The sequence below is a fragment of the Micromonospora sp. NPDC049662 genome (assembly GCF_040675055.1).
In the GTDB taxonomy this organism is placed as follows: Bacteria; Actinomycetota; Actinomycetes; order Mycobacteriales; family Micromonosporaceae; genus Micromonospora.
Genome location: NZ_JBFAOC010000030.1, coordinates 42,496 through 54,719 on the forward strand (window position 1 = coordinate 42,496; position 12,224 = coordinate 54,719).

A 12,224-nucleotide genomic window follows, 5' to 3' on the forward strand; every position below is an offset into this window, starting at 1 on the left:
AGAAAGGGGCCCTTCCTTAGCGCGGTGTGTTGCCGTTTCATCGTGCGCTTTGCTGGGCGGTGTGCCGGAGGGTCGGGCGTCAACGCTCCCGGACGACGGCGACCGGGCAGCCGGCGTGCTGGATGACCTGCTGGCTGACCGAGCCGAGCAGCATCCCGGCCAGCCCGCCCCGTCCCCGGCTGCCGACCACCACCAACTGGGCCGACCGGCTCGCCTCGATCAGCGTCGCCGCCGGACTGCCCCCGACGAGGTCGACCGCGACCTCCAGCTCGGGGAACGTCCGCCGCCAGGGTTCGACCGCCTCCTCGACGGCCGCCCGCTCGTCGGGCGTCCCGGCCGCCCCACCCGGGCCGGGCGTCCAGGCGTGCAGCACGCGCAGCGGTACCCGTCGTTGGGTTGCCCGCTCGGCCGCGAAGCCGAGTGCCACCAGCGACGGCTCGGAGGCGTCCACCCCGACCGTCACGGGGTCGGCCGGGCCGTGGGCCGCGCCGTCGCGGACGATGACGACGGGACAGTGGGCGTGCGCGGCGACCGCCACCGCCGTCGAGCCGGCCAGCAGCCCGCCGAACCCGCCGTGGCCCCGGCTGCCGAGCACCAGCATCCCCGCGTCGGTGGAGCGTTCCTGCAAGACGAGGGCGGGCGGTCCGTCGTACACCTCGCCGGTGACCGTCAGGCCGGGATGCACGGTGGCGGCGTCCGCGGCGGCCTTGCGGACCAGGTCGTCCACCTGCCGCCGGGCGGTGTCGTCCGGCCAGATGCCGGGCGCCACGCCCGGACCGACCCAACTGGCCACGGTCAGCCATTCGAAGATGTACGCCAGCCGCACCGGCTGGCCGCTGCGCTCGGCCTCGGCCAACGCCCAGTCAAGGGCCACCGACGCGTCGGTCGAGCCGTCGTAGCCGACCAGAATCTCCGCGTCCCGCACGTCGTCCTCCTTCAGGGGTTGGTCGGGTCGGTCTCGCGGAGCCACCGCCACTCGGCGACCTGTGGGTCGTCCTCGCCGTACCGGCGGGTGTAGTCGCGGGCCGCCTGTCGGGCGTCGACCATCCGCTGGCGTAGGTGCGCGGCGCGCGCGCCCAGCCCCGGCACCCGGTCGATGACGTCGATGACCAGGTGGAACCGGTCCAGGTCGTTGAGCATCACCATGTCGAACGGGGTGGTGGTGGTGCCCTCCTCCTTGTAGCCGCGTACGTGCAGGTTCTCGTGGTTGGACCGGCGGTAGGTCAGGCGGTGGATGAGCCAGGGGTAGCCGTGGTAGGCGAAGATGACCGGTCGGTCCGGGGTGAAGATGGTGTCGAACTCCTTGTCGGGCAGGCCGTGCGGGTGTTCGGTGTCCGGTTGCAGGCGCATCAGGTCGACGACGTTGACCAGGCGGACCTTCAGCTCCGGCAGGTGCTGGCGCAGCAGGTCGGCGGCGGCCAGCGTCTCCAGGGTGGGCACGTCGCCGCAGCAGGCGAGGACGACGTCCGGCTCGCTGTCGTCGTCGGTGCTGGCCCACTCCCAGATGCCGAGGCCGCGGCGGGCGTGCTGGATCGCCTCGTCGACGGTGAGCCAGCTGGGCGCCGGCTGCTTGCCGGCCACGACCACGTTAATGTAGTGCCGGCTGCGCAGGCAGTGGTCCATGGTGGCGAGGAGGGTGTTGGCGTCCGGCGGCAGGTAGACGCGGACCACCTCGGCCTTCTTGTTGACCACGTGGTCGATGAAGCCCGGGTCCTGGTGGGAGAAGCCGTTGTGGTCCTGCCGCCAGACGTGGCTGGACAGCAGGTAGTTCAGCGAGGCGATCGGCTGTCGCCAGGGGATGGCCCGGGTCACCTTCAGCCATTTGGCGTGCTGGTTGAGCATCGAGTCGACGATGTGGATGAACGCCTCGTAGCTCGTGAACACCCCGTGCCGGCCGGTCAGCAGGTAACCCTCCAGCCAGCCCTGGCACAGGTGCTCGGACAGCACCTCCATGACCCGGCCGTCCGGGGAGAGGTGGTCGTCGCCGGGGACCGTGGCGGCCATCCAGGCGCGGTCGGTCACCTCGAAGGCGGCGCCCAACCGGTTGGACGCGACCTCGTCCGGGCCGAACAGCCGGAACGTCTGCGGGTTGGCGGCGATCACGTCGCGGATCCACGGACCGAGCACCCCGGTCGCGCCGGCCATCGGCTGACCCGGCTCGGGTACGTCCACGCCGTACGCGCCGAAGTCGGGCAGGGCCAGGTCACGCAGGACCACTCCGCCGTTGGTGACCGGGTTGGCGCTCATCCGCCGGTCACCGCGCGGCGGCAGGGTCCGCAGCTCGTCGACCGGCGCTCCGGTGGCGTCGAACAGCTCCTCCGGTCGGTAGCTGCGTAGCCAGCGCTCCAGCTCGGCCAGGTGCGCCGGGTTGTCACGTACGCCGGACAGCGGCACCTGGTGCGCGCGGTAGGTGCCCTCCACCTCCGTACCGTCGACCTCGTGCGGTCCCGTCCAGCCCTTCGGCGTCCGCAAGATGATCGTCGGCCAGCGGGGACGCTCGACGACGCCGCCGGAGCGGGCCCGGCGTTGGATCGTGGCGATCTCGTCCAGCGCCCGGTCCATGGTGGCGGCGAGAGTGCGGTGCACCATGCTCGGGTCGTCGCCGGCCACCACGTACGGCTCGTAACCCGAGCCCCGCATGAGGTCGAGCAGGTCCGCCTCGGGTATCCGGGCCAGCACGGTCGGGTTGGCGATCTTGTAGCCGTTGAGGTGCAGGATGGGCAGCACCGCGCCGTCGCGCGCCGGGTTGAGGAAGACGTTGGAGAGCCAACTGCCGGCCAGTGGGCCGGTCTCCGCCTCACCGTCGCCCACCACGCAGGCGACCACGAGATCCGGGTGGTCGAACGCGGCGCCGTAGGCGTGGCTCAGGGCGTACCCCAGCTCGCCGCCCTCGTGGATCGAACCTGGCACGTCCGCCGCGACGTGGCTGGGGATGCCGCCGGGGAAGGAGAACTGGCGGAACAGCCGGGCCATGCCGGTCTCGTCGCGTGCGACGTCGTGGTAGCGCTCGGACCAGGTGCCCTCCAGCCACGTGTTGGCCACGATGGCCGGGCCGCCGTGCCCGGGGCCGGTGACCAGCATGGCGTTCAGGTCGCGGGCGACGATCACCCGGTTGAGGTGGGCGTAGATCAGGTTGAGCCCGGGGCTGGTGCCCCAGTGCCCGAGCAGCCGGGGCTTGATGTCGTCGGGGGTCAGCGGCTCGCGCAGCAGGGGGTTGCCCAGCAGGTAGATCTGCCCGACGGTGAGGTAGTTCGCGGCCCGCCAGTAGGCGTCCAGCCGGCGCAGCTCGTCGTCGGTGAGTGCGCGCTGCGCGTCGAGAGCGGTGTCCATGATGCTGCCTCTCGCGGGTAGGGGGTGGGTGTTCGCCGTCCAGCCTCGCCGCTGCGGACGTGGTTGGTCAGGGTCGTTGGTCCCTCCTCGGGTGGGCGTCGGGCCCGGTCAGCGGCACCTCGGCGAGGCCGCGTACGACGACGACCGGGGCGGGGGAGTGGTAGAGCAGGGACTGGGCGACCGCGCCGAGCATGGCGCGTCCCGGTTCGTCACCCCGGGCGGCGACCAGCGCCATCTGGGCCGACCGGGACGTGTCGATGAGCACCTGCGCGGGGTCGCCGCGGACGACCCGGCACTCGGTGGGCACTGCGGTGTGCCGGCCGGCGTGCCGGGCCAGCGCCTCGCCGAGCTGCTCGGTGACCGCGTCGGTGTCCTCGTCGCTCTCCACCACCCGCAGGGCCACGAGGCGCGCGCCGCGTCGGGCGGCGCACTCCACGGCCCACCGCAGGGCGAGGTGCGAGCTGGGCGAGCCGTCCACTCCGGCCAGGACCGGTCCCTGCGGCGGCGGTTCGCGGCGGACCACCAGCAGTGGGCAGTTGGCCCGCGCCGCCAACTGCACGGCGGGCGTGTCGGCCGGTACGCACTGACCGCTGCCGGCCATTCCGCTGTCCCCGACGGCCAGCAGGAAGGCCGTCTCGGACCGGCGGATGAGGGTGGGCAGCATGGCGCTCTCGACGATCTCGGCGCGCACGGTCAGGCCTGGTTCGACCTGGTGGGCGAGCTGGGCGGCCCGGGTGATCAGACTCTCGGCGGCGTCGCGGGGCGCGGCCACGGTGTCCGCCGCGAAGGCGGCGTGCCAGTCGAAGGTGTGCACCAGGTGCAGGGGCCGCCCGTGGCCGGCGGCCTCGTGGGCGGCCTGCTCCACGACCGGTAGGTCACCGTCCGAGCCGAGGCCGACCAGCACCTCCGCGTCGGCCGATGCCGCCATCCGATACCACCTCCCGGGCGTCGCGCCCGGCACGACCACGCTGTCCCCGTACCGAGGGTAGTCGGATGACTGCAGCGTGTGGGTGGGATCGACCCATGGGGTACGCGAACCAGGGTTCGCGGTGTCAACGAATGTTGACGAATGGCGTCTGTCAACGTATGTTGACACCCATGAGTCAGGCAACGGAACTCGCGGCGGCAGCCGGCAGCACCGACCCCCGGGTCGGGCTCCGCGCCGTCCGCGCGCTGCGCCGGCTGCTCGAGCGACTCGAGGTGGTCCAGGTGGACAACGCCCGGCGACAGGGCTGGTCCTGGCAGGAGATCGCCGACGCGCTCGAGGTCAGCCGGCAGGCGGTGCACAAGAAGCACGCCGGGCGACCGGCGGTCAACTCATCCTGGGAGGCGTGATGTTCGAACGGTTCACCGATCGGGCGCGAGGCGTGGTGCGGCGGGCGCTCGAGGAGGCCCGGGCCGAGGGCCGGCGGCCGGTCGGCACCGAACACCTGCTGCTCGCCCTGCTCGCCGACGAGGACGGCCTGGCCGGCCGGGTGCTGGCCGACGCCGGGGTCCGCGCCGACGACCTGCGCGAGCGGGTCCGGCGGCACACCACGGGCGGGGGCGCCGGCCTCGGCGACGCGGACGCGGCGGCGCTGCGCGAGATCGGCATCGACCTCGCCGCGATCGTGGCCCGCATCGAACAGTCCTTCGGCCCCGACGCGCTGCGCGAGGCGGTGCCGGCCCCGCGTCGCCGCTGGGGGCGTCGCCGCTACCTGGGCGGCCCGTTCTCACCCCGCTCGAAGAAGGCGCTGGAGCTGTCGTTGCGGGAGGCGCTGCGGCTGCGACACAAGCACATCGGCACCGAGCACATCCTGCTCGGGGTGCTGCGTGAGGGCCAGGGACTGGGCGCGCTGGTGCTCACCGAGGCCGGGGTCGACCTCGACGATCTGCGCCGCCGGGTGGAGGCGGCGCTGCGCGCGGCGGCGTGACGGGCACCCGCGCGTTGAAACCTGTCTGTGGCACTTCCGACGCCTGCGGTTCGCCGGGTCGCTGACAGCGGCCCGGTGCTGCACACTGACGCCGTGGATGCTGGACAGGACAGGCGCCCCTCAGGTGGCGACGGCGGGCTGCGCTCCGCCGTGGTGGTCAACCCGGCGAAGGTCACCGATCTCGACGAGCTGCGCCGCACCGTGAACGACGCGCTCGCCGCCGCCGGGTGGCCCGAGCCGCGGTGGTTCGAGACGACCGTCGACGACCCGGGCCGGGGCCAGACCGAACAGGCCGTCAAGGACGGCGTCGACCTGGTCTTCGCCTGCGGCGGCGACGGCACCGTGATGTCCTGCGTCAGCGCGCTTGTCGGCACCGACGTGGCCCTCGCCGTTCTGCCGCAGGGCACCGGCAACCTGCTCGCCGCCAACCTCGGCCTCTCCACCGACCTCCCGGCGGGCCTCCAGGTCGCCGTCGAACGCGGTCGGCGGCTGCTCGACGTCGGCGCGGTGGAGGACCAGTACTTCACCGTGATGGCCGGCATGGGTTTCGACGCCCAGATGCTCGACGCCACGAACGAGACCACCAAGGCCCGCATCGGCTGGCCGGCGTACGTGATGGGTGCCGTGAAGCACCTGCGGGACCGGCCGATGCGGGTGCAGATCCGCATCGACGACCGCCCGCCGGTGCGCCGCCGGGCCCGCTCGGTGCTGATCGCCAACGTCGGCCGGCTCCAGGGCGGCGTGACCCTGCTGACCGAGGCCGAGCCGGACGACGGTTGGCTCGACGTCGCCGTGCTCACCCCGCGTAACCTGCGGCACTGGCTCGCGCTCGGCTGGGCCGTGGTCCGCCGCAGCGGCCAGGTGCCGCAGATGGAGGTCTTCCGCGGCCGGACGGTGGTGGTCAGCAGCAACCGCCCGCAGCCACGGGAGCTGGACGGCGACCTCATCGCCCCCGGACGGCAGCTCCGCGCCGAGATCCGGCCGCAGGCGTTGTGGCTCTGCGTTCCGCAGCCCGAGGACGCTCCCGACCTGTCCGTCGACGCACAGGGCGCCGGGGAGCGGGGCGAGCAGCTGATCGAGGAAGCGCGCCGTGAGTAGCACCCGGATCGTGCCGGAGACCCGGCTGATGGCCGACGAGGAGCTGTCGGCCGACGACGCCTGGCGCACACTGCGCCGCAAGGGCGGCTGGCACCTGCTGCGGGACGCGTTCATCCGGTTCCGCTACGGCGACGGGTTCAGCCACTCCCGCGCGTTCGCGTTGCAGCTCTGCCTGGCCGTGGTGCCGTTCCTCATCGCGCTCACCGGTCTGATCAGCGAGCTGGGCGTCGAGGAGGGCGGCCGGGTCGTCGCCGACACCGTGCTGGCGCTCACCCCCGGCCAGAGCGCCGAGGTGGTCGGCGAACTGCTCGGCGAGGGCGAACGCGTCGAGGACGCGGGGGAGTTGGCGCTCACCCTGGGTCTGCTCACCGGTCTGGTCGCGCTGACCACCACGATGGCCCAGATCGAGCGGGGCGCCAACCGCATCTACGGCGTCGAGCGGGACCGCCCGGCGTTGTGGAAGTACCTGCGGGCGGCCGTCCTGGCGGTCACCGCCGGTCTGCCCGCGCTGGCCGGCTTCCTGATCCTCGTCGGCGGCGGCGCGATGGGCGACTCGGTGCGCGAGCACTACGAGTGGGGCGAGACCGCCAACATCATCTGGAACGTGATCCGGTTTCCGTTGAGCCTCGGCCTGACCGTGCTCGCCGTGGCGGTGCTGTTCCGGCACGCGCCGCGCCGCAACCAGCCCGGCCTGTCGTGGCTGTTCTTCGGCGCCGGCATCGCCACGGCCCTGTGGTGGCTGGCCAGCCTGCTGCTGGCCGCGTACGTCAAGTTCAGCGAGGGCTTCGGGCAGACGTACGGCGCGTTGACCGGCATGATGGCGCTGCTGCTGTGGGCCAACCTGACCGGCATGGCGCTCTTCGGCGGGCTGGCCTTCGCCGCCCAGTTGGAGGCGCTGCGGATCGGCGTGCAGGAGCCGGCGCAGCCCGACCTGTGGGAGCCGGAGGCCGACCGCGCCGAGTTGTTCGACACCGGGGACATGACCGCGCTCTGAGCGCGTCCGGGTGTACGCCGGACGCGGATCGGGTACCTCGCCTCGCCAGGTACGACAAGGGAGGTGCGGGGTGACCGCGGTCAAAGATGTGACTCGGCGTCCGATCGGTCACTTCGCCGAACGGAGCATCGCCGGTCTGGTCGCCGTCATCGGCGCCGGTGCGGCGTTCGGACTGTTGCTGTTGCTCGTCCGCTTCCGGTGGAGCCCGTTGCAGGACGCCGACCACGAGCTAGCCGAGTGGTTCAACTCGCTCGTCGCCCCACACCACGCGCTGGTGACCGTGCTCCAGGCGGTGACCGACCTGGGTGGCCGGCCGATCCTCATCTGGCTGGTCGCGATCCCCGCGATCGGTCTGCTGATCCGGCGGCAGCCCCGGCTGGCCGTCTACCTGATCGTCACGGGGGTCGGTGGGCTGATCCTCGACCCGTCGCTCAAGGCGCTCGTCGGTCGACTCCGCCCGGTGGTGGACGTCCCGGTGGCCAGCGCGCCCGGCAACAGCTTCCCGAGCGGGCACGCGCTCGGCTCCATCGTCGCGTACGGGGCGCTGCTGCTGGTGTTCCTGCCGGCGATGGCGCCCCGCTGGCGCAAGCCCGCGATCGTCGGCGTCGGCGTGCTGGTGGCGCTGATCGGGCTGACCCGGATCGCGCTGGGCGTGCACTTCGTCTCCGACGTGCTGGGCGCCTGGCTGCTCGGTGCCGCCTGGCTGGGCGTCACCGCGTACGCCTTCCGGCTGTGGCGGCGCGAGCGCGGCAAGCCGGTGCCGCCGCTGACCGAGGGCCTGGAGCCGGAGGCGGGGCACGACATCGCCATCGCCCCGGCCGAGGAGCATGTGCTGGCGCATCCCCGCTCGGCGGTGGCCGAGCTGCTGGTCGGCTGGGTGCTGGTGTTCGGCGCGCTGTACGGCTTCGGCACGTTCGTCAGCTACCACGCCAAGGGCACCTTCTTCGCGACCCTGGACACCGAGGTCCCCCGCTGGTTCGCCGACCGGCACACCGACGTGCTGACCGACGTGAGCTGGTGGTGGAGCAAGTTCGGGGACACCCACGCCATCCTGCTCATCTCGCTGGTGTTCTGCCCGCTGGTGCTCGCGGTGTGGCGGCGGTGGCGGCCTGTGCTGTTCGTGGTGCTGGCGATGGTCGGTGAGCTGACCCTCTTCCTCGCCTCGGCGCACGTGGTCGGCCGGCCGCGTCCGCCGGTGGAGAACCTGGACGGGCAGATGCCGACCTCCTCGTTCCCGTCCGGGCACATCGCGGCCACGATCTGCGTCTGGCTGGCGATCACGCTGATCGTGTTCCCGCGTACCGACCGCTGGTGGCGGTGGATTTTCGTGGCGCTGGCCGTGATCATGCCGGCCGGGGTCGCGATCTCCCGGATGTACCGGGGGATGCACCACCCGACCGACTTCATGGGCGCGATCCTGCTCTCGGCGCTCTGGATCGGCCTGCTGTACCTCGTGATCCGCCCCAACGCCGACCTGGCCGAGGGCAACCAACCGGCCATCGAGTCGGAGGACGTGGACACCCTCGACGACGAGCTGGCGCGGGCCGGCCGACCCGACTGAGCACCGCGATGCTTCGGGTGATGACCTGGAACATCCGTACCGGCGGCCGGGGTGGCGGCTCCGACCGGCTGGACCGGGTGGTCCAGGTCGTCGACCAGCAGGCGCCGGACGTGCTGGTGTTGCAGGAGCTGCGCGGCTTCGACCGGGCGGGACTGATGGCCACCATCGCGGACCGGGTCGGGATGACGCCCCACCTGGCCCGGTCCTGCTTCGGGCAGCCGGTGGCGGTGCTGGTCCGGCCGCCGTACCGGGCGCTCGCCGCGGGGCCCCTGCGTCGGCCGTTCCACCACGCCGCCGCCCGCGTCGAGGTGTCCACCCCGGCCGGGCCGCTCACCGTGCTCGGCACCCACCTGTACCCGTACTCCGGAGGCCGCCGACGGATGGAGGTCGACTGGCTGGTCGCTGCCCTGCGCCGCGCCCCCGGGCCGTTGACCCTGCTCGCGGGTGATCTCAACTCGCTCGATCCGACGGTTGACCACACCGCTCGTCTGGACGGACTGCCCGGTCTCTACAAGCGACGGCACCTCCGTCGGCGCGGCGGTGCCGTGGACACCCGCGCGGTCGCCCGGCTGCTCGCCGCCGACCTGGTCGACCTGTGGCCGTCCGCCAACGCCGACGCGCCGGAGGCCGCGGGTCTGACCGTCCCCACCCGGTTCGGCGGCGCGGAGTTCGCCGGGATGCGCCTGGACTACCTTGTGGGCAGCCGAGCGGTGGCCGAGCGGGTGCGGAGCTGCCGGGTGATCCGCGACGCGACGACGGACACGGCCTCCGACCACTATCCGCTGCTGGCCACCATCGACCTGTGACCGCGCCGGGGGCCCCGGCGGATGGCGTTGCCGGGCTACCGTGCCCACCGTGACCGACCGCCCCACCCTTCGTCCGCCGCCGGCCGCGCCGTCGATCGACCGGCCGGCCGCGCCGACGGTGACGCTCGTGGACCGGGTGCCGCCGGCCGTGCCCACGACCGAGCCGGACACCGTCGCGCTGCCGCTCGTCGCGGCCGTCGCGCGCGGTGTCGCGCTGGTCTTCGTGCTGCCGGTACGCCTGCTCTGGGAGCTGATCGCGGCTGCCGGCCGGCTGCTGGGCCGGTACCTGCTCACCCCGGTTGGACGGTTCCTGCGCGACTGGCTGGTGGCCCCGTTGGTCTGGGCCCTGGACCGGCTGGTGTGGCGTCCGCTGCTCTGGTGCGCCGACCATCTGCTGTGGCGTCCCCTGCGCTGGGTGGCCCGCAATCTCGTCTGGGTGCCCCTGGTGTGGCTGGGGCGCGGTGTCGCGTGGGTGGCCCGCAATCTCGTCTGGGTGCCCCTGGTGTGGCTGGGACGGGGTGTGGCGTGGGTGGCCCGCACGCTTGTCTGGCTGCCGCTGGTGTGGCTGGCGTACGCCTTCGCCGGGGCGGTCCGCACGATCCTCTGGACGCCGCTGGTGTGGTTGGCCCGCCACGGGCTGCGCCCACCTCTGGTGGCCCTGGGCCGGGCGCTGGTCTGGCTGGCCGAGCACCTGGTCGTGCGGCCGCTGCGCTGGCTGGGCGTGGCCCTCGCCCCCGCCGGACGGCTGCTGTGGCGCGGCGTCGCCGTGCTCGCCGGGGCGGTGGGCGCCGTGCTCGTCGCGCTGGCGCGGGCGGTCCGGTGGGTCGTGGTCGGCCTGGCGCGGGGAGTCTGGTGGCTCGTCGTCGGGTTCGGCCGGCTGGTCGTGGCCGCGCTGGTGGGGGCGTGGCGGACCGCCGGCTGGCTGCTGCGGTGGGTCTACCGACTGCTGCTGCGCCCGGTCGGGCTGGGGCTGCGCTGGCTGTGGCGGCACACCGTACGTCCGCTGCTGTCGGGCATCCGCTGGGTCTGGTCGGTGACGGTCGTACCGGTGGCGCGTGGCCTGCGCGCGGTCTGGCGGGCCACCGTCACGCCGGCGGCCCGGTGGACCCGGCGTGCGGTGCTCGACCCGGCCCGGGTGGCGTCCCGCGAGGTGTTGAGCGCACTGGGCCTGCGCCGCTGACGACGCCTCAGCGCACCAGCTTGAGCAGGACCGTCAGCCGCAGCTCGGTCAACCCGACCCGGCCGGCGGGCGTGTGCCCGGCCGGCCGGATCCGTTCGCGGCCCGTCGGGTGGCTCACAGCTCCCGGAGCCGGGGCAGTAGCTGATCCTGCGCCCAGTCCAGGAACATCGGCTGCGTCTCCCCGCCGACCTGGATGATCGCCACGTGCGTGAAGCCGGCGTCGACGAACTTGCGGAACGCGTCGACGTGCGCTTCCACGTCCGGGCCGCAGGAGATGCCCTCGGCGACGTCCTCCTCGCGGACGAACTGGGTGGCGGCGGCGAAGGACTCCGGCCCCGGCAGGTCGGCGTTGACCTTCCAGCCCATGCCGAACCAGCGGAACTGGTCGTGCACGATCTTGCGGCACTCGGCCTCGTCCGGGCCGTAGCAGATCGCCACCTGCCCGTAGCGGGGCTGGCCCGCGCCGCCCGCGTCGTCGTACATCTCGATGATGTGCCGGTCGGGCTCGGTGGAGACGAGGCCGTTGCCGTACTCGGCGGCGAGCGTGGCGGACTGCCGGCCGGAGGCGGCGATCGCCATCGGAACGGGCCGCGCGGGGCGGTCCCAGACGTAGGCGTCGGGTACGTCGAAGTGGTTACCGGAGAAGGTCAACGTCTCGCCGTTGAGCAGCGGACGGATGATCTGCAACGCCTCCTCGAACATCTCGTGGCGCTGCTGCACGTGCGGCCAGCCGCCGACCACGTGCTCGTTGAGGTTCTCCCCGGCGCCCAGGCCGAGGGTGAACCGCCCGTCCGAGAGCGCGCCGATGGTGCTGGCCTTCTGGGCGACCACGGCCGGGTGGTAGCGGCGGATCGGGCAGGTCACGAAGGACATCAGCTCCGCGCGGGAGGTGGCGTGCGCGACCGCGCCGAGCACCGACCAGGCGTACGGGGAGTGGCCCTGCGAGTCCAGCCACGGGTAGTAGTGGTCGGACATCACCAGTTGGTCGAAGCCGGCCGCCTCGGCCCGCACCGCGTGGTCCACCAGTTGCTTCGGTCCGGCCTGCTCGCACATCAGGGTGTAGCCGACGCTCACCATCCCGTTATCTCCTTCTCGCCGACGGTTCGTCCCGGGATACCCAGGTCAGCAACGGTCAACCCTCCCGTCCGGTTCGGCCGGGCGATGCTTGACGGATGTCGTGGACCCGCCTACGGTCCTCTTAACCGGTTAAGACCCTCGGTGTGGCGCACATCCTGTGGTGGGGATGACCGCCCCGTGACGGCCCGCGCGAACCCGGACTTCCTGCGGTCGGATCCGGACGCGGTGCGGTTCGTGAAGGCGTTCTTCGAGGCCGGCAAGCCGG

At 72.9% G+C, this 12,224-nt stretch carries 11 protein-coding genes; 7 read left to right on the plus strand and 4 right to left on the minus strand.

Annotated features, from left to right (window positions below; translation table 11 throughout):
* Nucleotides 1-79: 79 nt before the first annotated feature.
* The 3 genes from AB0J36_RS21825 to AB0J36_RS21835 form a co-directional block, all read right to left on the minus strand.
* Nucleotides 80-925 carry a universal stress protein gene (locus AB0J36_RS21825; protein WP_363661048.1) on the minus strand — a complete coding sequence of 282 codons (846 nt, stop codon included), beginning with the start codon at nucleotides 923-925 and terminating at the stop codon, nucleotides 80-82.
* Between the two features lie 11 nt (nucleotides 926-936).
* The gene (locus AB0J36_RS21830) at nucleotides 937-3,330 is read right to left on the minus strand and encodes a phosphoketolase family protein (RefSeq protein WP_363661049.1); all 2,394 of its coding nucleotides are present in this window, start codon (nucleotides 3,328-3,330) and stop codon (nucleotides 937-939) included.
* Between the two features lie 67 nt (nucleotides 3,331-3,397).
* Nucleotides 3,398-4,258 carry a universal stress protein gene (locus AB0J36_RS21835; protein ID WP_357393396.1) on the minus strand — a complete coding sequence of 287 codons (861 nt, stop codon included), beginning with the start codon at nucleotides 4,256-4,258 and terminating at the stop codon, nucleotides 3,398-3,400.
* A gap of 170 nt (nucleotides 4,259-4,428) precedes the next feature.
* Here AB0J36_RS21835 and AB0J36_RS21840 point away from each other — a divergent pair, with 170 nt between their 5' ends.
* From AB0J36_RS21840 to AB0J36_RS21870, 7 genes are all read left to right on the plus strand, one after another.
* A complete protein-coding gene (locus AB0J36_RS21840) occupies nucleotides 4,429-4,665 on the plus strand; it encodes an HTH domain-containing protein (RefSeq protein WP_007457155.1) in 237 nt (78 codons plus the stop codon).
* Nucleotides 4,665-5,243 carry a Clp protease N-terminal domain-containing protein gene (locus AB0J36_RS21845; protein WP_355051888.1) on the plus strand — a complete coding sequence of 193 codons (579 nt, stop codon included), beginning with the start codon at nucleotides 4,665-4,667 and terminating at the stop codon, nucleotides 5,241-5,243. The genes AB0J36_RS21840 and AB0J36_RS21845 overlap by 1 nt, the downstream gene beginning before the upstream one ends.
* A gap of 93 nt (nucleotides 5,244-5,336) precedes the next feature.
* Complete coding sequence (locus AB0J36_RS21850; protein ID WP_363661050.1) at nucleotides 5,337-6,341, plus strand: diacylglycerol kinase family protein; 1,005 nt, start codon at nucleotides 5,337-5,339, stop codon at nucleotides 6,339-6,341.
* On the plus strand, nucleotides 6,334-7,335 hold the full coding sequence (locus AB0J36_RS21855; protein ID WP_355051797.1) for a YihY/virulence factor BrkB family protein: 1,002 nt from the start codon (nucleotides 6,334-6,336) through the stop codon (nucleotides 7,333-7,335). Before AB0J36_RS21850 ends, AB0J36_RS21855 begins: the two co-directional genes overlap by 8 nt.
* Nucleotides 7,336-7,405: 70 nt before the next feature.
* The gene (locus AB0J36_RS21860) at nucleotides 7,406-8,896 is read left to right on the plus strand and encodes a phosphatase PAP2 family protein (RefSeq protein ID WP_357171325.1); all 1,491 of its coding nucleotides are present in this window, start codon (nucleotides 7,406-7,408) and stop codon (nucleotides 8,894-8,896) included.
* An 8-nt stretch (nucleotides 8,897-8,904) separates the two neighbouring features.
* Nucleotides 8,905-9,702, plus strand: a complete 798-nt coding sequence (locus tag AB0J36_RS21865) for an endonuclease/exonuclease/phosphatase family protein (protein ID WP_357393398.1) — start codon at nucleotides 8,905-8,907, stop codon at nucleotides 9,700-9,702.
* A gap of 49 nt (nucleotides 9,703-9,751) precedes the next feature.
* Nucleotides 9,752-10,882 (plus strand): hypothetical protein, encoded by a 1,131-nt coding sequence (locus tag AB0J36_RS21870; protein WP_357393400.1) that lies wholly within the window; start codon nucleotides 9,752-9,754, stop codon nucleotides 10,880-10,882.
* Between the two features lie 114 nt (nucleotides 10,883-10,996).
* Here the strand turns inward: AB0J36_RS21870 and AB0J36_RS21875 are convergent, their stop codons facing one another.
* Entirely contained in the window at nucleotides 10,997-11,959 is a 963-nt protein-coding gene (locus AB0J36_RS21875) for a TIGR03557 family F420-dependent LLM class oxidoreductase (RefSeq protein WP_357123058.1), read from the minus strand.
* Nucleotides 11,960-12,224: the final 265 nt, after the last annotated feature.

Excerpts from the sequence above, each read along its gene's own strand:
- AB0J36_RS21875 (WP_357123058.1), bottom strand. The coding sequence starts at position 11,959 with ATGGTGAGCGTCGGCTACACCCTGATGTGCGAGCAGGCCGGACCGAAG.
- AB0J36_RS21845 (WP_355051888.1), top strand. The coding sequence starts at position 4,665 with ATGTTCGAACGGTTCACCGATCGGGCGCGAGGCGTGGTGCGGCGGGCG.
- AB0J36_RS21840 (WP_007457155.1), top strand. The coding sequence starts at position 4,429 with ATGAGTCAGGCAACGGAACTCGCGGCGGCAGCCGGCAGCACCGACCCC.
- AB0J36_RS21830 (WP_363661049.1), bottom strand. The coding sequence starts at position 3,330 with ATGGACACCGCTCTCGACGCGCAGCGCGCACTCACCGACGACGAGCTG.
- AB0J36_RS21835 (WP_357393396.1), bottom strand. The coding sequence starts at position 4,258 with ATGGCGGCATCGGCCGACGCGGAGGTGCTGGTCGGCCTCGGCTCGGAC.
- AB0J36_RS21865 (WP_357393398.1), top strand. The coding sequence starts at position 8,905 with ATGCTTCGGGTGATGACCTGGAACATCCGTACCGGCGGCCGGGGTGGC.